This is a genomic window from Chitinophaga agrisoli (assembly GCF_008386695.1).
GTDB lineage: Bacteria > Bacteroidota > Bacteroidia > Chitinophagales > Chitinophagaceae > Chitinophaga > Chitinophaga agrisoli.
Genome location: NZ_VUOC01000004.1, coordinates 1,605,288 through 1,623,552 on the forward strand (window position 1 = coordinate 1,605,288; position 18,265 = coordinate 1,623,552).

Consider the following 18,265-nt stretch of genomic DNA (forward strand, 5'->3'; position numbering starts at 1 on the left):
CGTCAACGCTGCCGCTTAAAATACAGGTACAACGGTATACCGGATGCCGTCAGCAACAACCCCAGCAGGGAATTGATCACCGGCGTTCTTCCCTGCTGGTATAACAGGATATCATTCCAGATAGTACTTACCACATAAAAAGCGGCAAATGCGATAAACAGCACCGGTATCACCGGGTGGCCCCAGCAGCGGTATGGCCGGATACTGTCCCGCATCTTGCGGCGCAGCACAAAAAAGCCGATAGCACCCAGCAGATAGGCCACCCAGGCCACAAACGTGAACATATCCGCCAGCATATCAAAAGAGCCGCTGAAGATCAATATAGCGGACCTGATACCGTGCAGCCACAACGCATTACCCGGTGTCTGATACCGTGGATGCGTTTTACCCGCCCAGGCAAAGAACAGCCCATCCCGCCCCATGGCATAAGTCACCCGTGATATGGACATCGTATTACCATTCACCGCCCCCAGCGTACAGATCACGATCAGCGCGGCTATAACAGCACTGCCCGTAACACCCTGGGCCACCGCAATAGCATCTGCAGCTACCAGCGGCGACTTCGCCATTACATCCACCGGCAGCACATACAGGTAAGCCTGGTTTACCAGCAGGTATATACCAAGGCAGATCAATACGCCTGTGATCAGCGCACGTGGTATATTACGCTGTGGGGCCTTTATTTCCCCGCTGATGAATGTCACGTTGATCCAACCGTCATAAGCCATAAAAGCGCCCGTTAGGGCCGTTACAATACCGCCCAGCAGGCTCCAGCCCTCCGGGGCCGCCGGCGATGGCGTAATAAAATGTTGTGTAGTGCCTTTACCGGAAAAGAAGATGCCCAGCACCAGCAGCGCTATCGCCGCTATCTTTATAAAGGTTGAGATCACCTGCAACGCACTACTGCCCTTTACGCTCCGGTAATTCAGGAAGGTAAGCAGCAATACCAGCACAATGGCCAGCGCCTTTACGCCCAGGTTTTGCAGGGGATACAGGTTACCCAGGTAAGGGATATGCCAGATCCAGGATTGCTCCGTAACGGCCGGCAATCTTGGCAGGTGCAGGAAATAATCCGCATATTGGGCGCACACAAAGGAGATAGCAGCTACCGAGGCGGAATTGATCACCGCAAACCCCGCCCAGCCATACAGGAAAGCGACAAAATCGCCAAACATATGCTGAAAGTATACATACAGCCCACCCGTCCGGGGAAGCATCGTCCCCATCTCCGCAAAAATAAATGCGCCAAATAAAGAGAACACCCCGGCTATCACCCAGGTTAGCGCCAGCCACACCGGATGCCCTACCTGCGCAGCCATGGTGGCCGGCTTCATAAAAATGCCGGAGCCTATGATGCTGCCGGCCACCACAGCAGTGGCGGCCCAGAAACCAATGGTATGGCTGATTTTTGGGGCGTCTGGCATATGAGATCAGGATGGTGAGGTGTCCATAAATGCGGCAATAATGCGGTGAAAATGATGTGTGCCCTGTTCCCGGGTCACGGAATAACGCCCCTGCGTATAAAAGCGGCCTTTTACGCCTTGCTGCACGGCCTCCACAATGGCTTCGTCCTCCAGCTCTACGGTGTCCAGGTCTGCACCGGCGCCGCTGCCGCAAAGCGCCTCTTTCCACACATAGGTAAGGAAGGATACCCGGCACTCTTCCATAGATACAGGTTGCACAATATTGACGCTTAAGCCCCAGGGATAGAAATTAAACATCATGTTGGGGAACACAAAAAAATAATAGGCCGCTACCTGTTTGCCATAATCCGGTGAACTGGCCGGCAGGTCAAAACAATCTTCTTCCCCCTTGGCAATCCCAAGCTGCAGGTTGGCATAAGTGAACAGCTCTGTGGTATAGTTCCCGAAATCGATCACCGTATTCAGCCCCGCATGTACAAAAGGGATATGAAACCCCTCCAGGTAATTCTCACAATACAGCGCCCAATGGGCTTTTACTATATAATCGCGGGACCGCTTCGGGCTGAATACAAATTCATCTAAAGGCAGCCATCCTACCCGGTTGATCATATCCTGCAGGAAAGGCGCGGGCTGAAGGTCCGCCTGCAGACTGGCAAACAGCAGCGGTCCCCATTGGAACAATGGCAGGGAAACCAGATCATCCGCCGCACTGGGAAAATCTTTTACCTCCTTAAATTCCGGCATGGAATGAAAACGCCCATCCAGCTGAAACTGCCGCCCATGATACCGGCAACGCAGATGCGGCAGCGTACAGGGCTTATCTACCACCAGCGTACCGCGGTGCGTACACACATTGCTAAGACAGCGGATCTGCCCGCCTTTATCTTTGGTAAGCACCAGCGGCTCATCCAGGTATTTTTCCAGTAAAGTGAAGGGATAACAGTCCCCGGTAGCGGCCACCAGGTGCACGTCGCCCACCAGCTGCCATGTGCGCGCAAAGATCTTTTCTTTCGCAGCCGCATATACTGCCGGATCGGTGTAAAAGCCGGTATGGAGCGTCCTGGCCTGGGCAATATCGGGATCAACGAAGAAGCGGGACATAACGGGAAACAATTTTATACAGGAAGATAAGCATTATTATGCCCCCCTTCTCCTGACTGTAGAAAAATCCCAACGGTTTGGCCCGCTTCACCATCCCGCTCCCGGCGCAAAAATTCCGGCACGTATTTAACGGTATTATACAAAAGCGCGCCCATGAGCACCACCGCAAAAAAGCCCACCGCAAAGGCCCGGACCACAAAGAAAACGGCCAGCAAAACAACCGCTGCCTCCCGAAAGGCCGGCGCTAAAACGGCTGCATCCAACCGTAAGGCGGCCACGGAAAAAAGCATCCCCCTGCCTACCAAACTCACTCCCATGCTGGCCACCCTTACAGATCAGCCCTTCGATGCGCCCGGCTGGCTCTACGAAATAAAATGGGACGGCTACCGCACCCTTGCCTTCATCAACAAAAAAGAAGTGGAGCTCAAATCCCGCAACAATAAATCCTTCAATGATAAATTCTATCCCGTGTATGAAGCGGTGCAGCATTGGCCCATCCGGGCGGTTGTAGACGGGGAGATCATCGTCATCAACGAACAGGGCCTGTCTGATTTCAGCGCCCTGCAGGGATGGCGCAGCGAGGCCGATGGACAGCTGATCTTCTATGTCTTCGACCTGCTCTGGCTCAATGGCAAGGACCTTACCCAACAACCTCTTTCCGAACGAAAGGCCCTGTTGCAAAAACATCTTCCTGGGGATGGTATTATCCGTTTCAGCCAAAGCTTCGATACCTCCGGCACGGAGTTTTTTGGCGTAGCCAAAAAGTTAGGGTTGGAAGGGATGATCGCCAAACGGGCAGACAGCCTGTATCTTCCCGGAGAGCGCAGCCGCGACTGGCTCAAGATCAAGACCAGCCAGCGCCAGGAAGTGGTCATAGGCGGCTACACCCGTAACGAAGGCTCCCGCAAACCATTCAGCTCCCTGCTGGTAGGCGTATTTGAAAATGGTAAATTCCAATACACGGGAAAGATAGGCACCGGCTTTAATGATAAGCTGCAACAATCCCTTATGCAGCAGTTCAAACCCCTGGCCACCAAAACATGCCCTTTCACTACTGTACCAGACGTTAATAAACCATCCCGTTTCAGGCCCAATCCGCCCAAGGCAACCGCTACCTGGCTTAAACCCAGCCTGGTCTGTGAGGTGAGCTTCCGGGAAATGACCTCAGACGGCGTTATGCGCCATCCCTCCTTCGAGGGCATGCGCGAAGACAAAGCGCCTGGCCAGGTCATCCTCGAAAAAGAAGTACCCCTTAAAAAAGTGCTGCCTAAAAAAGCTAAAAAAGACGACGCTAAAAAATACCTCCAACCCTCCGCCAAAGCAGCCCGCAAAACATTCTTAAACCCTTCAGAGAAAACACAGGTAAGAAACATAGGCGGCCACGATCTTAAATTCACCAACCTGGATAAGATCTTCTGGCCAAAGGAAAAGATCACTAAACGGGATATGCTCAATTATTACTACCAGGTAGCGCCTTATATGCTGCCCTATATGAAGGACAGGCCGCAGTCGCTTAACCGCCACCCCAATGGCATCAACGGCGAAAGCTTTTACCAGAAAGATGTTACCGGTAAGGTACCGGACTGGCTGGCCCAATTCCCCTATCATAGCGATGCGGATCACCGGGATAAAAACTTCCTGGTATGCACCACCGAGGCCAGCCTGCTCTACATTGCCTCCCTGGGTTGTATAGAGATGAACCCCTGGAGCAGCCGCGTACAAAAGCCGGATAACCCGGATTGGTGTATGATCGACCTGGATCCTGATAAAACCACTTTTGACCAGGTAATAGCCGCCGCACAGGTCACCAAACAGGTGCTGGATGCGGCAGGCATTCCCTCCTATCCAAAAACCTCCGGCTCCACGGGCATACACATCTACATACCCCTGGGCGCTAAATATACGTATGAGCAATCCAAGGAATTTGCCCGCATCATCGTAAAGCTGGTACACGCGGAGATCCCGGGTTTCACCACCATAGAGCGCAAAACCGCCAACCGGAACCGTAAAATGTACCTGGATTTTTTGCAGAACCGCCCACAGGCAACCATTGCGGCGCCGTATTCCCTGCGACCCAAGCCCGGCGCTACCGTGTCCATGCCCCTCTACTGGGATGAAGTAAAAAAAGGCATGCAAATGAAGGATTTCACCATCCGTAACGCTATCGCAAGATTGCAGCAGGAAGGCGATCTCTTTAAGCCCGTACTGGGCCGGGGCATTAATATGGATAAAGCTTTAAAGCAACTGGAAAGCGCGTTTAATTCCGCCAGCGGATAAGCGTATCAGGCATGTCCCGCAGCTCATCCCAGCGGATGGCCAATGTATCGCCGCTGGCGATCAGTATACGCCCCTTGCGGATGGTTGCCGCCTCGTCCAGGAAAATGCTGTCCGCCTCAATACGGTACAAACGTTCCCCGTTACCGTCATAATCGCAATACATAAATGCTTGCGCATTGATCAGGAAATCACAGCCTGGTTCATCCAGGGAGTGGGTCCAGGTGCCCAGGATATGAGCGGTTGGAAAGGCGCTGTTGATGATCTCGGACGATTTGAACCGTTTGCTCACCGGGGCATACCTGGCGGCCATCAGGGAATCGGTATCCGTAACGGCATCCTGCATGGTAACAGCGCTGTCGTCAAAGGTGGTGGTAGAGGTGGATTCGTTGCCGGCGCAGGCGCTCAGCAGGAAAAGGCCTGAAAATACTAATACGGTAAAGGGCTGCATAAATACACGATGGGCCGCAAGATACTGCGTATTTACAAGCAAACCGGCGGAACGGATATATTTAACAAATTTGCCCTATGGTACCACCTGTTCTGCAAAAGCCCGTACATCCGCCGCAAATAAACCGGGCTGCTCCATAGCGGCAAAATGACCCCCTGCCGGCATCTCCTCCCAATACTGCAGATTATACCCCCGTGATACATATTCACTGGCAGGAAAACTCTCCGGGTACGGATAATGCGCTACGCCCACAGGTACGCGCACAAACTGGTCTTTACCCAGTACCAGCGGCTGTGCTGCGCTGTATAACCGCATAGAGGAATGGATGGTTCCTGTTACCCAATACAGGGTGATGTTAGCCAGTAACGCGTCCCGCTCAAAAAGCTGTGACAGTTCTTTCCGCGGGTCAGAGAAGTTCTTGAATATCTGCAGCATCCAGGCGGCCAGCCCGGCGGGTGAATCGCTCAGCCCATAAGCCAGTGTTAAAGGTTGGGTGATATGTACCTGCGCATAGGCCCCTGCCTGCTTAAAGAACGCGGCCGTCTTTTTCAGCGCGGCCTGCTCCGCCTCTGTTAAGGACGCCCCCGGCGGCAGGTAAGGCCGGTAGGTGAAAGGAATATAGTTCAGGTGTAGCCCCAGTACCCGCTCCGGCTGTTGCAACGCCAGCTGGGTCGATATTTCTGCGCCCAGATCCCCGCCCTGTACCAGGTACTGTTCATATCCCAGCTCTTCCATCAGCTGCGCCCATAAACCGCCAATACGGGCGGTATTCATCCCTTCCTGCGGTACTTCCTTCGAAAAGCCAAATCCGGGCAGCGAGGGGATCACCAGGTCAAAACAAAGCCCGTTTTCCGCCGTCAGTAAGGGGATAATATCCAGCATCTCCAGGAAAGAGCCCGGCCATCCATGCGTGATCAGCAGCGGTATCGCCTGCTGCCCTTTGGCCCGTATATGCATGAAATGAATGGTATGCCCTTCGATCTCTGCTATAAAATGCGGATACGCATTCATCCTCGCTTCCTGTTCGCGCCAGTCAAAATCATGCGCCCAGTGCGCTATCAGGTCCTGCATATAGGCGGACGATACGCCGTGCTGCCAGCCGCCGGCCTCAATAAAGTCCGGCCAGCGGGTGCGCCCCAGCCGCGCCCGCAGATCATCCAGTACCGCATCCGCAATATGTATCCGAAATGGCTGTATCATAACGCTTTTTCACAAAAGCTTCAAAGATGTTGCCAATCACTATGGGCTTTGCGGAACCGGAATATATAAGTATACTCGCAGTATAATTACAGGTATTATGGTGGATGAAACAGATATCCGGATTGGCAACCTGGTTTGGTATTATGATCTGTATATGGTAGAGACCATCTTCCGGGTAGAAGGTATCCTGGAAGGAAACGTATATAGTACTATCCTGCCAAAGAGCAAAATAGCCCTGCAAAAGGTGAACCCTATCGTATTGGACATCGATCACCTGATGGGCTTTGGATTCCTGCCCGGAGAAAAAGAATATGGGGAAGATGAGAACGTGTTCTCCTTCAGGTATAACCACAAGGACAGTATCTATATCCGTAACGACGGCGATTGCTTCCAGCCCCTCACCGCCGCCAAGAACGGCCTGCTGCCCTATGGACGCCCGCTTGTACATGTGCACCAGCTGCAGAACCTCTGTTATGATCTTACCCGGGAAGAGATCTTCCTTACATAACCGCAGCCATCACTTTGCCAGCGTCCTTAACAACTCCTTTACCCTTCTTCCGCAACTTATGCCCCAGCCACATCCAGAAGCCGCTGATAATGACCACCGGCAGGAACACAAACCGTACGGCATTGGCTGCCGCCGGCATGCTCGCTACCGGCCCGTAGATGTACCCCAGTATGGGTATGCTCAGTATAATATGTATCCACCGGATGATCTTTCTTTGCGTTGCTGCTTTCATATGCTGGTCATTTATCCCAAAATTACCCTGATGGCCAACACCGGATAATAGCAATATACATCACGGGCAAATGTGTCTACAAAACGGCAAGGGCTGACTGAACAATTTTTTAATATACCCCGCTGGTTATTTTAACCATGAATACCTTAAATTTAGCCGCAGGAAACCACGGCTTGAAAAGATTATCTAACCAACAACTATAGCATCATGGAAAATCAGTCGCCCATCACTATTCAGGCTACTATCAACGCACCCGTAGAAAAGGTATGGCAATATTGGAGCCTGCCGGAGCACATCACAAAATGGAACCAGGCTTCCGATGACTGGCATACCCCCACCGCTACAAACGACCTGCGGACCGGCGGTACTTTCAGCTCCCGGATGGAAGCCAAGGACGGCAGTTGGGGCTTTGATTTTGGCGGCACCTACACCAATGTACAGGATCATCAGCTGATTGCCTACACCATGGGAGACGGCCGCACCGTAAACGTAACCTTCACCGGCAATGGCGATACTACAGAGGTAGTGGAAACCTTTGACCCGGAAGCCACCCACTCCCGCGAAATGCAGCAAAGCGGCTGGCAAGCCATCCTGGATAATTTCAGGAAATATGTAGAACAACATTAAATTATTGCAGCCGTATAGCAGCATGCTGCTGTACGGCTCAGTTATAACGCACCGCCAACCACGCCATGCTCGAAGCCATCAGACAACTCTACACCCCGGTACAACCGGCCGTACAACCACATTCCGGTGGCCTGATGAAACGCTATTAACAACTTTGACCGATTTTTACGATCTTATCAGCAGGATAAGCCGCAGTTTTGTAGCATCAAAACAGCATTAAATGAAACGTTTACCTGTCTTCATCACACTGCTTTGCTTTACGGCAAACCTATATGCACAAACACAAAAAAACACTATGAAACTGAACGCAGGCATTATCACCGAAAAACTCGCAGCCACCAAAGCCTTCTACACCGGTATCCTCCGGTTTGGCGTTACCTTCGAAAACGAATTTTACCTGCTCATGCACACACCCGGCCAGGAGGCGGAGATCAGCTTCCTGCTCCCCGGCCATCCCTCCCAGCAACCCCTGTTCCAAAAGCCTTTCCAGGGACAAGGTATGTACCTCACCATCGAAGTGGACGATGTAGACAAACTCTATAACGAGCTCCAAAAGAAAGGCGTACCCATTAAGATCGGGATCCGTAATGAGCCCTGGGGCGACAGGCATTTTGCCATCGAAGACCCCAACGGTATAGGGATAGACATTGTAAAATATTCACCCACGCAGCAAGACTAACGCATATAACGTTCCAGCCACTGCCGGAAAGAGGTCAGCGGCAGGCCATACTGCCGCAACCTTTCCATATCTACCCGGTACCCCACCTGGTTGATCCATTCATTAAAATTGGCAAATGCCGGGTCCATACCCCGCTGCACAAACGCCGCTTCGCTCAGATGCATCGTATTAACGGGCCTGCCCGTTACCGCCTGCAAACCGGCTGCTATCTCCGTAATGGTCAGCATATCGCCCGCCAGGTCAATTACCTGCCGGTCAAACAGGGGCATATTATTGAATGCCGCGGTGGCGAACGTCCCAATATCATCCGCGGCTATCAGGTGTAGCCGCGCGGTAGTATTGATACCCGTTAACAGCTCTTCCCGGTCCAGACCGGGAAACAGGAACGCCGCCTTAGCCCCCTGGAAATTATCCATAAAAAAGGCGGGCCGTAACAAGGTCCAGTGCGGAATGGCAGACTTGCGCACGGCCTCTTCCCCATAATGTTTATCCATCCAGTATTTCCGGTCCCAACGGTGTTCCTGCCAGCCAGGGAACTGCTCGTGATTACCGGTCTGACAAACAGATGCATGTACGATATGCGCCACATCCATCTTCTCCGCTGCACGCACCAGCGTATTGATCTGCCGTCTTTCGGAATCTGTGCCATTATCCATCCCCTGCACGGAATATACCCCGTGTACGCCGGCCAGCGCCGCCTCCAGCGAGGGCATATCTTCCAGGTCTGCTATTACTACCTCCGCACCAGCGCTTTCCAACGCAACAGCGCCAACCGTATACCTGGAGGCCGCACGGGTCATGATCCGCACACGGTTGTCTTTTTTTAACAACGCAGCAGCTACTGCCCCTCCCTGCGTACCGGTAGCCCCGGTTACCAGTATAACTTTATCCTGACTTAACATATCATCTATTGATTTTGCCCCGCAAAACTAGCAGGCGGTCCGCTTTTCAACTATGACATTTGCTAAGAAAAACCTTGACAAATATCAAGACCCCGGCAAATGCCGTTATCTTTGCCCAAACGTTGTACAACGGTGTTAAACGCATTCAAAGAGTATATTAGAAGCAGGGTAACCATCACAGACCAGGAATGGGACCGTATCGCCGCGATCTGCACCATCAAAAAGCTGCGGAAGAAACAATACCTCCTCCAGGAAGGCGAAGTATGGAAACACTATGCATTCATCATCCAGGGCTGCCTGCGCACCTATACTGTAGATGAAAAAGGCGATGAACATATCATCAGCTTCGCAGCAGAGAACTGGTGGGCCGGCGACCGCGAAAGCCTGCTCACAGGCAACAACTCCATCTTTAATATCGACGCCATCGAAGACAGCATCATATTGCTCATAAAAAAAGCAGATTTTGAAGCGGTCTGCAAAGAGATCCCCGCCATCGCGGAAATGGTAAAAGACATTGCAGAAAAGAACTCCATCGCTGCCCAAAAGCGCATCCACGCCGTCATCAGCTATACCGCCCAGGAACAATACCTGAACTTTATCACCCAATACCCAGGTTTCGCTTCCCGTGTACCCCAGCACATGATAGCCGCTTACCTGGGCATCTCCGCAGAAACCCTGAGCCGCGTACGCAAACAGACCGCCAATACCCAACCACCCACCCATTGATATTTATCAAGCTATTTCTTATCAAATATCAATGCGGCCCCTTCCTCAACCCGGTACCTTTGCAGTACTAAAAGACGAATTTTATGAAGAAAACATTCGGAATTATAGGCGCTGGCAATATCGCCAAAGCAGTAGCCGCACATTTGATAAAAGCCGGCTACCCGGTCATGATCAGCAGCCGTAAAAACCCTGAGGAGTTAAAGGGAACCGTACCCGGCGCCACCACCGGCACACCCGCCCAGGCAGCCCAGGCAGATATCGTGATCCTGGCCATGCCCTGGTCACAACTATCCACCCTTAAAGACTTAACAAACTGGCATAACCGCATCGTCCTCGACGCTACCAACCATTTCGTTACCTATGCACCAGATTTCCAGCTGGATAATATCGGCGATCGCGCCTCCAGCGAAGTAGTACTGGATCATATACCCGGCGCCCGCCTGGTAAAGGCATTCAATACCCTGTACTTCAAAGTGCTGGAGCTGGATCCGCAGGAACCTGCCGGCAAACGCGTGCTGTTCATCTCCGGCAACCATGCAGATACTAATAAGGAAATAGCGGAGATCATTGAAACCCTGGGCTTCAGCGTGGTAAACCTGGGCTCCCTGGCCACCGGCGGTAAGCTGCAACAGGCCAAAGGCCCCCTGGCAGCCCTCAACCTGCTGAGAAAGGCATAAACAGCCACAAATAAAAAGATCCCGCAGGCCATACAACCCGCGGGATCTTCTTTGTTTTTAAACAACTATTCAAACGGCGCAGAAAACTCACCTTCGGTGATCTTGATCACCTTAGTGCCGCTCACCGTTCCCCCAAAAGTACCCTTCACCTCCTTATCGTTAATGGAGCTAATAGTAATAACAAATGCATCCGTTGTAACCGCAGACAATGTGGAAGCAGTATAGTTATCCTGGCTCGTACCGCCATTGGCCTGCTTATAGATACTATAGATAACGACCATGGTGGTCACTCCGCCATCCAGGTTATAGGTACCTGCCGCTACCGGCGCCGGCCCGTCAAGAATGGCCAGCTGAATGTTCTCGCTATTCTCTTCCGGGCCATTGGTACTACCCACTACGCTAACCATATTACGTACATCCCGGTGGGCCTTCACACTAAAAGCAAAATCAGTCAGCTTACCATCCACTTTAGCCCTTATGAATGATTTTCCCTCCGGTTCGCCAGGGCCATTATTGTCATCCTTCTTACAGGCCGGCAATGCCGCTGCTACCGCGCATAACAGCAGGCCGTACAAAACTTTACGCATGTTTTTCATCATAAAAATAAGGTGATCTTTTGCTGCCTGAAATTAACAGGCAGCGCCGGGGCTGACAATACCGGTTTATAGGTATTTACAAATACCGGGTTATCGTTGCTCAGGGGGTTAACAGCTGCGTCTTAACAGCTTCCGCATAGGAGTAGGCAGTTTTAATACGCGTTTCTTTCGCATCATTCATGATCACTACATAGGTGCCCTTAAAGTATTTATGCAGCTCTTTTATTTGCAGCTTATTGATGATAAAACTGCGGTGTATGCGTACAAACTCCGCCGGCAAACGGGTTTGCAGGTAATTAAGCGGGTACTCCACCAGCCTGGTCTCCTGGTAGGTATGCAGCTGTACATATTTATCATTGGCGGCAAAGAAACAGATCTCCCCCACAGGCACCAGCTGTATCTTATTCCCTGTTTTTACCGGTATGGTGCTGATGCGGTCCTCTGTCCGCCGTTCCTGTAGCAGCGCCTGCAATTGCTGCAGCTGTTGCAGTATATCCGCTGCCGGCGCCTTTCTTTCCGCCACCCGCCGCATGGTAAGCGCCAGCCGCTCTTCCTCTACCGGTTTTAACAGGTAATCCAGCGATTGTTGCTCAAAAGCCCGCACCGCATACTCCTCATAGGCCGTTACAAAAACGATCAGCGGTACATAACTCAGCCGGTGCAGTATCTCCAGCCCATTAAACCCCGGCAGCTGTATATCCAGGAAAACAAGGTCCGGCCGCAGGCGGTTAATGGCTTCAATAGCGGATGCCCCGTCCATGGCCTCTCCAATGACCTGTACCTCCGGGTAGGCCAGCAGCGCTTTGCGCAGGCGGTGTATGGCTATTTCCTCATCATCCACCAACAACGTTTTGATGATGGATGGGGACAGTAAGCTGGACATATTTCTCAGGCGTATTATTAAACGTTAAACTATAATCATCGGCATACAACAACTTTAATTTATTCATCACCAGCTGTAACCCCGCCCCGGTATGGGGCCGCTCCGGGAATGCCGGCCCAGGATCAGCAACCGTGATCACCATAGCAGCCCCCGCTACCCTGATCTTAATATCGATCACCCCTCCCGCTGCCCGGGCCTCTATCCCATGTTTTACCGCATTCTCCACAAGAGGCTGCAATACAAACGAAGCGGTCTGCAGCGACAGTGTGCCCGGGTCTGCGTCAATAGTATACTGCATCCGGCGCTCAAACCTTATCTGCTGCATATCCAGGTAGGTACGCACAATATCCAGTTCGTCCATAACCGTATGGTAGGTGGCGCTGTTCTTATGCAGCGTAAACCGGAAGAACTTCGACAACAGCAATACCAGCGTTTCCGCCTTACCAGGATCTTTAGAGATAAGACCCGCGATCGTATTGTGCACATTATACAGGAAATGCGGGTTGATCTTAGCCCGTAACAATTCCAGCTCAAAAACGGCCTGTTGCCGCTCCAGCTGCAGCATCCGGTATGCCTGGCCAGATATCCGGTTTTCCAGTGAACGCTGCCATTCCAGGCTCACATAAGCAGGGATGCCTATTACCAGCACCACCAGTATATTCAGTATATACACGCTCCCACCCTGCAGAAAATGGTAACCGGCGCCGGGCAGATACAATGTCTGCAATAACAGGATTATTTCCGTACCTATCAGCGCAGTAAGGATCAGCGCCGCCGTCATAATAGCTGCCCGCACGCCCGGATGGGCTACCGTCAGCAGAAAATACCGCCGCTGATAAATAACCAGCATCATCAGCGACCCGATCGTCACACAGGAAACCACCTGCGTAAGGATGCGCACCGGCCGGTGATCATAAGTAAAGTACAGGAATATGCCAAAGGCCAACCCGGTAAAAAGGCAGATCAGTAAAGTATAAATAGCCCGCCGCATATTACAATCTGGTGCTGCTTTGTAAAGGAATACGCTTATAACCAAGCATAATAAAGGTAATGATAATACAAGTCACCCCGGCCACAGACGGGAGGAACTGGCTATAAGGCTTATACTGCGGCAGCACCGTACCGGTGAACGCGGATGTAATGGCGCTGAACGCGCTCACCATCTTATAGGTATGCTCATACAACACCGCCCTGGCTAGAATTCCTGTAGGCAATAGGGGCTTAAGCAGATCATATACCGTTACCAGGAACAACGCGCCCAGCGTGGAATAAATAACCACCGGCGACCAATACAGGCCATGGCTATGCATATAATACAGGTAATAGATGCCGGCCGCCATTACGGCCACAGGCGCCAGCAGGTCCACGATCCCCGGCCGCCTTCCCCGGAGCCGGATAGCCCGGATGCCGCTAAAACAGGTATAACCGCTCAATAGGGTGATCACCAGCAAAAAATTATTGCGGTTAAAAAGCAGGATCCCCGCCAATCCCGTGATGATCACAATACTGATCATCCAGCTAAAGGTCCAGCCGGCCCGCAAATGCATATGGCCGCCCTTGCGGGATAGCAGCGCTATAAAACCTGCTGCCAGGGCTATACTGCCCGCTGTGGCATGTATGATGATGTTGATGTGATGGATCGTTTCCATAAGCCGGTAAGTTTTAGTCACCACAAAGCAACCGTTATCGGCCCCGGTAAAAAGATATTTCCGGCGGAATGGGATATTTCCGGGGGAAACAGGACATTGCCGCTCTTTATTTGATTTTCGTACCTTTGCACCATGACAAACTTATTAGAGCTGCAGCAATTCTATAAAGTGTTCAACAAATCCATGGAGCCCATGCACCAGGAGATAGGGCACTTTAACATCTTTAAGGTGGAAGACCTGCTGCTGCCCGATAATAAGCCCAATTACAGCCGCCGCAATTTCTTTAAAGTAAGCCTGGTCACGGGTCATAGTAAGATCCATTACGCGGATAAATGTATGGAAGTACAGGACACCGCGCTTGTATTCACCAACCCCATGATCCCCTATAACTGGGAAAGGATCAGCGAAAAACACAGCGGTTACGTCTGCATCTTCACGGAAGACTTTTTCAGCCGTTTTGGCCCGTTAAAGGATTATCCCGTTTTCCAGTTCACGGATACCGCGGTGGTTCCCCTCTCCCCCCAACAGCTGCCCCCATACCAGGAGCTGTTTGATAAAATGTGGAACGAGCTCCAGGGCGATTACCAGTATAAATATGATCTGCTGCGCAACCTCCTCATGGAAGTCATCCATGGGGCGCAAAAGATGCAACCCGCTGCCAGCCATCCCCAGACAGGCTCCAACGCCGCAGAAAGGATCACCGCCATCTTCGCGGAGCTGCTGGAAAGACAGTTCCCCATAGAGCTAAGCAACCAGGTACTGCAGCTTAGCACCCCCGCCGCATTTGCCCGCCAGCTGAACGTACACGTTAACCACCTCAATAAGGCCCTCAGGGAAACCACCGGCCAAACCACCTCTAAGCTGATCAGCGACCGCATCCTCCAGGAAGCCCGGATCCTGCTAAAAAGCACCAACTGGACGGTCAACGAGATCGCCTGGAGCCTTGGCTTTAAAGAGCCCAACCACTTCTCCTCCTTTTTCAAGAATATGGCCGGCGCTACGCCCAAACAATTCCGCCAAACAGCCATTGATTGATTTCTGTAGTTTTTGCTTTCGTTTTAGTATCGCCCGGATTGCTATATGATGGACCTTTGCGCTACTAAAACGGATTAAGTTATGTGGACAAAAAAAGATATACCCGCCCAAAACGGTAAAACCGTTATCGTAACAGGCGCAAACGCAGGCATTGGCTATGAAACAGCCCTTGCTTTATACGAAGCCGGCGCTCATGTGGTACTGGCCTGCAGAAGCCTCGGGAACGCGCAACTGGCCCTGGATAAAATAAAAGCCCATAAAGGCGCCGGTACCCTGGAAATAGCCCAGCTGGACCTCGCCAGCCTGGCAGCCGTAAAACGGTTCGCCCAGGATTTCCTCCAAAAACACCAGCAGCTGCACATCCTGATCAATAACGCCGGCGTGATGATCCCCCCGGCCTCCAAAACAGAAGACGGATTTGAGCTGCAGTTTGGCGTTAATTTCATCGGTCATTTTGCCCTCACCGGCCACCTTTACCCCCTGCTTAAAGCCACGCCCGGTTCCCGCGTAGTGACCGTTAGCAGCATGGCCTATGTAAGAGGCGTCATCGACTTCAGCAACCTGCATTCAGAGCACTCTTACGATGCCATGCGCGAATACTGCCAAAGCAAACTGGCCAACATCTTATTTACACTTGAACTGGAACGCAGGATAACAGCTACCGGCGGCAATATACGTTCTATCGCCGCACAGCCGGGAGCTAACAAAACGGAGCTCTCCCGCCATATGACCCAGGAGCAATATGACGCCGCTGTACAACGTATAGGTGAATTGATGGAAGCCTGGCAGGGCGCACTGCCCTCCCTCTATGCAGCCGTAATGCCGGATGCAGCAGGCGCTGATCTCTATAGCCCCGACCAGGATAATGGCTACAGAGGGTATCCCGCCAAAATGGAGCTCTTACCCCACGCGCTGGACGAAGCCCTGGCTAAACAGCTGTGGGAATATGCAGAAGAGGTAACAGGTGTGAAATATCCGGCATAAATCCCGGTTAAACGCTGTTCCTGCATCAAACAGGTCAACAGTATATGTAGACAGTAGAACAATTCCGGTATGCTGGCATTAAAAGCCAGCATACTTATTTTCCCATGCATCATGACTTTGGCATGCTCACCCCTGCCTCCACTCCCAGCCTGTGCCGGAAAATATCGCAGGGGTCCCACGCCGCCTTTACCCGCTGCAGCCGGGCATAATTATCCTTATAATAAAAGCTGTGCCAGGGCAGGCCGGATGTGTTCCATTGCGGATCATCCATATCATTATCCGGATGCGCAATGATACAGCCGCCAGGTACCGGCACGCCACCGGTATCCGCAAATAGATCCCGGTAACAGGTCCTTACCCAATCCAGGCAACGCCCCTCCTGCGAAGCATCGCCCCAACCGGCCATACATGCAGTAGTAAGGATAGCCCCGCGCTGAACAGCCGCAGTAGCATCCGCAGCTACCGTATTCACCTGGCCCCCATAGGTCGTAAGGCCTACAAGCCCCCCAGGCATATCCTCCGTTGTAGTAAGATGTTGGTAGATCACCCCTATCTGTTGTGAGGTTAGCGGCGCACACAGGAAAGCGTCCTTTGCTTTAAAAGCCGCTTTCTGATCACTGAAGATATCAGGAAAAGGATGCAGGGCAAACGCCAGCCAGCCTAAACGCGTCCGTTTAACATGACAGGTGATATCAATATCTGTTTGCAGCGCCTGTACAAAATCCGTCCGCAGCTCATCGCTCAGATCCGTCAAAAGGGCTTTCAGCTGTATCTTCCCGGCAGTCCTGTTAGCCAGGAACAAGGTGGCATATAATGCGCAACTCTTGGCGCCCGGCCGGGCATTGTCACGGCTCCAGTTACAAAAATTGCCTACCAGCCGTTGAAAGATGTTTTCATCTATATCATTCCAGTACCACTCCAGCTCCAGCGTTTCCACCATAACCGGCGCAGCTGGCAACAGCTTCCTGGGATCACTGCTATGTACCCCCGGCGTACGGAACCAGTAACGGGTAACCAGGCCAAAATTTCCCGCGCCGCCACCCGTATGCGCCCACCAGAGCTCCCGGTTTTTATCCGTATTGGTACGGGTAGCTACGATCATTTGCACCTGGCGGTCCTTATTTACCCATAACATCTCTACTGCATACAGATGGTCAACGCCCAGCCCATATTGCCTGCACAGGAAACCAAAAGCGCCGCCCGGTATATGACCGCCAACACCTACTCCGGGATATTCGCCCGCCGGCAATACCGTGCCCCATGTTGTAAAAAGCGTTTCATAGAGTTCCCCCAGGGTATTGCCCGCCTGTACTTCAATGGCATTCATGGCCGCATTATAACGTATACCCTTCATCCCGGAAATATCAATAAGGATCTTTACCGAAGGATCATCCACAAAATTCTCCAGGCAATGCCCACCGCTCCGTACCGCGAGGCGTTGCCGGGTATTAACAGCGTACTGCAATGCATTACTGAGCGCGTCCATAGAGGTGATGGGAATGATAGCCGAAGGATGCCCCTTAAACCGGAGGTTAACGCCACGGCTATTCCAGTCTTCATATGCCCTACTGTTGGGGCCGATGATGGGGAAACTCATTTTTATCTGAAGTTACGGCAACTTACGGACGCAGGTTATCTTAACTGCACAGATGGCGGGTTATTGCCATTTGTTGGCCAGTATCTCCAGGCGTTGCTTATCGGAGCTGAAAGTGCCCAGGTTTTCATATGTCCATGATAACTTACTTCCACCCACAAAATGGAAGTTGATCATATTGCCCGGTTCATCAAGATGGATATACGTAACATTATCAAGGTTAAGAACGGGGTGCATCTGTTGCTGTGAGGATTTGAATAAATGGGCCATGGTTATAATTTCTCTAAATATAAAAAAATGAGCAGTAAAGATCAATGATCCTGCTGCTCATTAGCGGAGGGCAATGGAATCGAACCATCACCGCTGTTACACGGAACATCTTAGCAGGATGCCGCAACAAACCAATATTTGCCTACCCTCCTCATCTCCCGGGAATCGCACGGATTGAAGGACTCGAACCTCCGCTAACAGTTTTGGAGACTGTCCGACTACCATTATCTTAAACCCGTATAAAACAAAAAACCCGACTGGTATTACCAATCGGGCATAAAATGATGTATATGCTAACATCACATAATAGTCCGATTGGCACCCTCCGGATACCAACTGAATGAACTACTATATGACATCATTGTTTTCATACGTGCAAAGTTAAACGATAATTTTATTACGATACAAAATTATTTTCAACGATTCCATAATTTTGCATCCTTATCATAAACA

At 51.6% G+C, this 18,265-nt stretch carries 20 protein-coding genes and 1 tRNA gene; 8 read left to right on the top strand and 13 right to left on the bottom strand.

What is annotated here, in order from left to right; translation table 11 throughout:
- Positions 1 to 2: 2 nt before the first annotated feature.
- Positions 3 to 1,424, bottom strand: a complete 1,422-nt coding sequence (locus F0L74_RS25505) for an APC family permease (protein WP_149840737.1) — start codon at positions 1,422 to 1,424, stop codon at positions 3 to 5.
- A gap of 6 nt (positions 1,425 to 1,430) precedes the next feature.
- On the bottom strand, positions 1,431 to 2,525 hold the full coding sequence (locus tag F0L74_RS25510; protein ID WP_149840738.1) for an aromatic ring-hydroxylating oxygenase subunit alpha: 1,095 nt from the start codon (positions 2,523 to 2,525) through the stop codon (positions 1,431 to 1,433).
- Between the two features lie 153 nt (positions 2,526 to 2,678).
- On the opposite strand from F0L74_RS25510, the gene ligD reads away from it, so the two are divergent.
- Positions 2,679 to 4,802, top strand: a complete 2,124-nt coding sequence (gene ligD / locus F0L74_RS25515; protein ID WP_246197816.1) for a DNA ligase D — start codon at positions 2,679 to 2,681, stop codon at positions 4,800 to 4,802.
- Here the strand turns inward: ligD and F0L74_RS25520 are convergent.
- Both F0L74_RS25520 and F0L74_RS25525 read right to left on the bottom strand, forming a co-directional pair.
- Positions 4,783 to 5,250: a hypothetical protein gene (locus tag F0L74_RS25520; protein WP_149840739.1), complete on the bottom strand. Its 468-nt coding sequence runs from the start codon at positions 5,248 to 5,250 to the stop codon at positions 4,783 to 4,785. The two genes, ligD and F0L74_RS25520, sit on opposite strands and share 20 nt — an antisense overlap.
- 75 nt (positions 5,251 to 5,325) lie before the next feature.
- The gene (locus F0L74_RS25525) at positions 5,326 to 6,450 is read right to left on the bottom strand and encodes an epoxide hydrolase family protein (RefSeq protein ID WP_149840740.1); all 1,125 of its coding nucleotides are present in this window, start codon (positions 6,448 to 6,450) and stop codon (positions 5,326 to 5,328) included.
- Positions 6,451 to 6,547: 97 nt separating this feature from the next.
- Between F0L74_RS25525 and F0L74_RS25530 the strand changes: the two genes are divergently transcribed.
- Entirely contained in the window at positions 6,548 to 6,958 is a 411-nt protein-coding gene (locus F0L74_RS25530; protein WP_149840741.1) for a hypothetical protein, read from the top strand.
- On the opposite strand, the gene F0L74_RS25535 is transcribed toward F0L74_RS25530, so the two are convergent.
- Positions 6,951 to 7,190 (bottom strand): hypothetical protein, encoded by a 240-nt coding sequence (locus F0L74_RS25535; protein WP_149840742.1) that lies wholly within the window; start codon positions 7,188 to 7,190, stop codon positions 6,951 to 6,953. The genes F0L74_RS25530 and F0L74_RS25535 overlap by 8 nt on opposite strands.
- Positions 7,191 to 7,397: 207 nt before the next feature.
- Here F0L74_RS25535 and F0L74_RS25540 point away from each other — a divergent pair, with 207 nt between their 5' ends.
- Complete coding sequence (locus F0L74_RS25540; protein WP_149840743.1) at positions 7,398 to 7,817, top strand: SRPBCC family protein; 420 nt, start codon at positions 7,398 to 7,400, stop codon at positions 7,815 to 7,817.
- A gap of 295 nt (positions 7,818 to 8,112) precedes the next feature.
- Positions 8,113 to 8,496: a VOC family protein gene (locus F0L74_RS25545; protein WP_149840744.1), complete on the top strand. Its 384-nt coding sequence runs from the start codon at positions 8,113 to 8,115 to the stop codon at positions 8,494 to 8,496.
- Here F0L74_RS25545 and F0L74_RS25550 read toward each other — a convergent pair.
- Positions 8,493 to 9,398, bottom strand: a complete 906-nt coding sequence (locus tag F0L74_RS25550) for an NmrA family NAD(P)-binding protein (protein WP_149840745.1) — start codon at positions 9,396 to 9,398, stop codon at positions 8,493 to 8,495. The two genes, F0L74_RS25545 and F0L74_RS25550, sit on opposite strands and share 4 nt — an antisense overlap.
- A 111-nt stretch (positions 9,399 to 9,509) precedes the next feature.
- On the opposite strand from F0L74_RS25550, the gene F0L74_RS25555 reads away from it, so the two are divergent.
- On the top strand, positions 9,510 to 10,124 hold the full coding sequence (locus F0L74_RS25555; protein ID WP_246197817.1) for a Crp/Fnr family transcriptional regulator: 615 nt from the start codon (positions 9,510 to 9,512) through the stop codon (positions 10,122 to 10,124).
- A gap of 83 nt (positions 10,125 to 10,207) precedes the next feature.
- On the top strand, positions 10,208 to 10,801 hold the full coding sequence (locus F0L74_RS25560; protein ID WP_149840746.1) for an NADPH-dependent F420 reductase: 594 nt from the start codon (positions 10,208 to 10,210) through the stop codon (positions 10,799 to 10,801).
- A gap of 65 nt (positions 10,802 to 10,866) precedes the next feature.
- Here the strand turns inward: F0L74_RS25560 and F0L74_RS25565 are convergent, their stop codons facing one another.
- The 4 genes from F0L74_RS25565 to F0L74_RS25580 all read right to left on the bottom strand — a co-directional run bounded on the left by F0L74_RS25565 (position 10,867) and on the right by F0L74_RS25580 (position 13,929).
- Positions 10,867 to 11,388 (bottom strand): hypothetical protein, encoded by a 522-nt coding sequence (locus tag F0L74_RS25565; protein ID WP_149840747.1) that lies wholly within the window; start codon positions 11,386 to 11,388, stop codon positions 10,867 to 10,869.
- A gap of 109 nt (positions 11,389 to 11,497) precedes the next feature.
- Complete coding sequence (locus tag F0L74_RS25570; protein WP_149840748.1) at positions 11,498 to 12,280, bottom strand: LytR/AlgR family response regulator transcription factor; 783 nt, start codon at positions 12,278 to 12,280, stop codon at positions 11,498 to 11,500.
- On the bottom strand, positions 12,231 to 13,271 hold the full coding sequence (locus F0L74_RS25575; protein WP_149840749.1) for a sensor histidine kinase: 1,041 nt from the start codon (positions 13,269 to 13,271) through the stop codon (positions 12,231 to 12,233). The genes F0L74_RS25570 and F0L74_RS25575 overlap by 50 nt, the downstream gene beginning before the upstream one ends.
- A gap of 1 nt (position 13,272) precedes the next feature.
- Complete coding sequence (locus tag F0L74_RS25580; RefSeq protein WP_149840750.1) at positions 13,273 to 13,929, bottom strand: hypothetical protein; 657 nt, start codon at positions 13,927 to 13,929, stop codon at positions 13,273 to 13,275.
- Between the two features lie 132 nt (positions 13,930 to 14,061).
- Between F0L74_RS25580 and F0L74_RS25585 the strand changes: the two genes are divergently transcribed.
- Together F0L74_RS25585 and F0L74_RS25590 are read left to right on the top strand one after the other, a co-directional pair.
- Positions 14,062 to 14,964, top strand: coding sequence for a helix-turn-helix domain-containing protein (locus F0L74_RS25585; protein WP_149840751.1), 903 nt, complete (start codon positions 14,062 to 14,064; stop codon positions 14,962 to 14,964).
- Between the two features lie 81 nt (positions 14,965 to 15,045).
- Positions 15,046 to 15,948 (top strand): oxidoreductase, encoded by a 903-nt coding sequence (locus F0L74_RS25590; protein ID WP_149840752.1) that lies wholly within the window; start codon positions 15,046 to 15,048, stop codon positions 15,946 to 15,948.
- A 109-nt stretch (positions 15,949 to 16,057) separates the two neighbouring features.
- On the opposite strand, the gene F0L74_RS25595 is transcribed toward F0L74_RS25590, so the two are convergent.
- The 3 genes from F0L74_RS25595 to F0L74_RS25605 all read right to left on the bottom strand — a co-directional run bounded on the left by F0L74_RS25595 (position 16,058) and on the right by F0L74_RS25605 (position 18,051).
- Positions 16,058 to 17,545 (bottom strand): FAD-binding oxidoreductase, encoded by a 1,488-nt coding sequence (locus F0L74_RS25595; RefSeq protein WP_149840753.1) that lies wholly within the window; start codon positions 17,543 to 17,545, stop codon positions 16,058 to 16,060.
- A gap of 60 nt (positions 17,546 to 17,605) precedes the next feature.
- Positions 17,606 to 17,812, bottom strand: a complete 207-nt coding sequence (locus F0L74_RS25600) for a hypothetical protein (RefSeq protein ID WP_149840754.1) — start codon at positions 17,810 to 17,812, stop codon at positions 17,606 to 17,608.
- Positions 17,813 to 17,980: 168 nt separating this feature from the next.
- Positions 17,981 to 18,051 (bottom strand) — tRNA-Trp (locus F0L74_RS25605).
- Between the last annotated feature and the right edge of the window lie 214 nt (positions 18,052 to 18,265).

Excerpts from the sequence above, each read along its gene's own strand:
- F0L74_RS25525 (WP_149840740.1), bottom strand. The coding sequence starts at position 6,450 with ATGATACAGCCATTTCGGATACATATTGCGGATGCGGTACTGGATGAT.
- F0L74_RS25565 (WP_149840747.1), bottom strand. The coding sequence starts at position 11,388 with ATGCGTAAAGTTTTGTACGGCCTGCTGTTATGCGCGGTAGCAGCGGCA.
- F0L74_RS25580 (WP_149840750.1), bottom strand. The coding sequence starts at position 13,929 with ATGGAAACGATCCATCACATCAACATCATCATACATGCCACAGCGGGC.
- F0L74_RS25510 (WP_149840738.1), bottom strand. The coding sequence starts at position 2,525 with ATGTCCCGCTTCTTCGTTGATCCCGATATTGCCCAGGCCAGGACGCTC.
- ligD (WP_246197816.1), top strand. The coding sequence starts at position 2,679 with ATGAGCACCACCGCAAAAAAGCCCACCGCAAAGGCCCGGACCACAAAG.
- F0L74_RS25540 (WP_149840743.1), top strand. The coding sequence starts at position 7,398 with ATGGAAAATCAGTCGCCCATCACTATTCAGGCTACTATCAACGCACCC.
- F0L74_RS25590 (WP_149840752.1), top strand. The coding sequence starts at position 15,046 with ATGTGGACAAAAAAAGATATACCCGCCCAAAACGGTAAAACCGTTATC.
- F0L74_RS25535 (WP_149840742.1), bottom strand. The coding sequence starts at position 7,190 with ATGAAAGCAGCAACGCAAAGAAAGATCATCCGGTGGATACATATTATA.
- F0L74_RS25570 (WP_149840748.1), bottom strand. The coding sequence starts at position 12,280 with ATGTCCAGCTTACTGTCCCCATCCATCATCAAAACGTTGTTGGTGGAT.
- F0L74_RS25530 (WP_149840741.1), top strand. The coding sequence starts at position 6,548 with ATGGTGGATGAAACAGATATCCGGATTGGCAACCTGGTTTGGTATTAT.
- F0L74_RS25600 (WP_149840754.1), bottom strand. The coding sequence starts at position 17,812 with ATGGCCCATTTATTCAAATCCTCACAGCAACAGATGCACCCCGTTCTT.
- F0L74_RS25550 (WP_149840745.1), bottom strand. The coding sequence starts at position 9,398 with ATGTTAAGTCAGGATAAAGTTATACTGGTAACCGGGGCTACCGGTACG.
- F0L74_RS25520 (WP_149840739.1), bottom strand. The coding sequence starts at position 5,250 with ATGCAGCCCTTTACCGTATTAGTATTTTCAGGCCTTTTCCTGCTGAGC.
- F0L74_RS25575 (WP_149840749.1), bottom strand. The coding sequence starts at position 13,271 with ATGCGGCGGGCTATTTATACTTTACTGATCTGCCTTTTTACCGGGTTG.
- F0L74_RS25545 (WP_149840744.1), top strand. The coding sequence starts at position 8,113 with ATGAAACTGAACGCAGGCATTATCACCGAAAAACTCGCAGCCACCAAA.
- F0L74_RS25560 (WP_149840746.1), top strand. The coding sequence starts at position 10,208 with ATGAAGAAAACATTCGGAATTATAGGCGCTGGCAATATCGCCAAAGCA.
- F0L74_RS25585 (WP_149840751.1), top strand. The coding sequence starts at position 14,062 with ATGACAAACTTATTAGAGCTGCAGCAATTCTATAAAGTGTTCAACAAA.
- F0L74_RS25505 (WP_149840737.1), bottom strand. The coding sequence starts at position 1,424 with ATGCCAGACGCCCCAAAAATCAGCCATACCATTGGTTTCTGGGCCGCC.
- F0L74_RS25595 (WP_149840753.1), bottom strand. The coding sequence starts at position 17,545 with ATGAGTTTCCCCATCATCGGCCCCAACAGTAGGGCATATGAAGACTGG.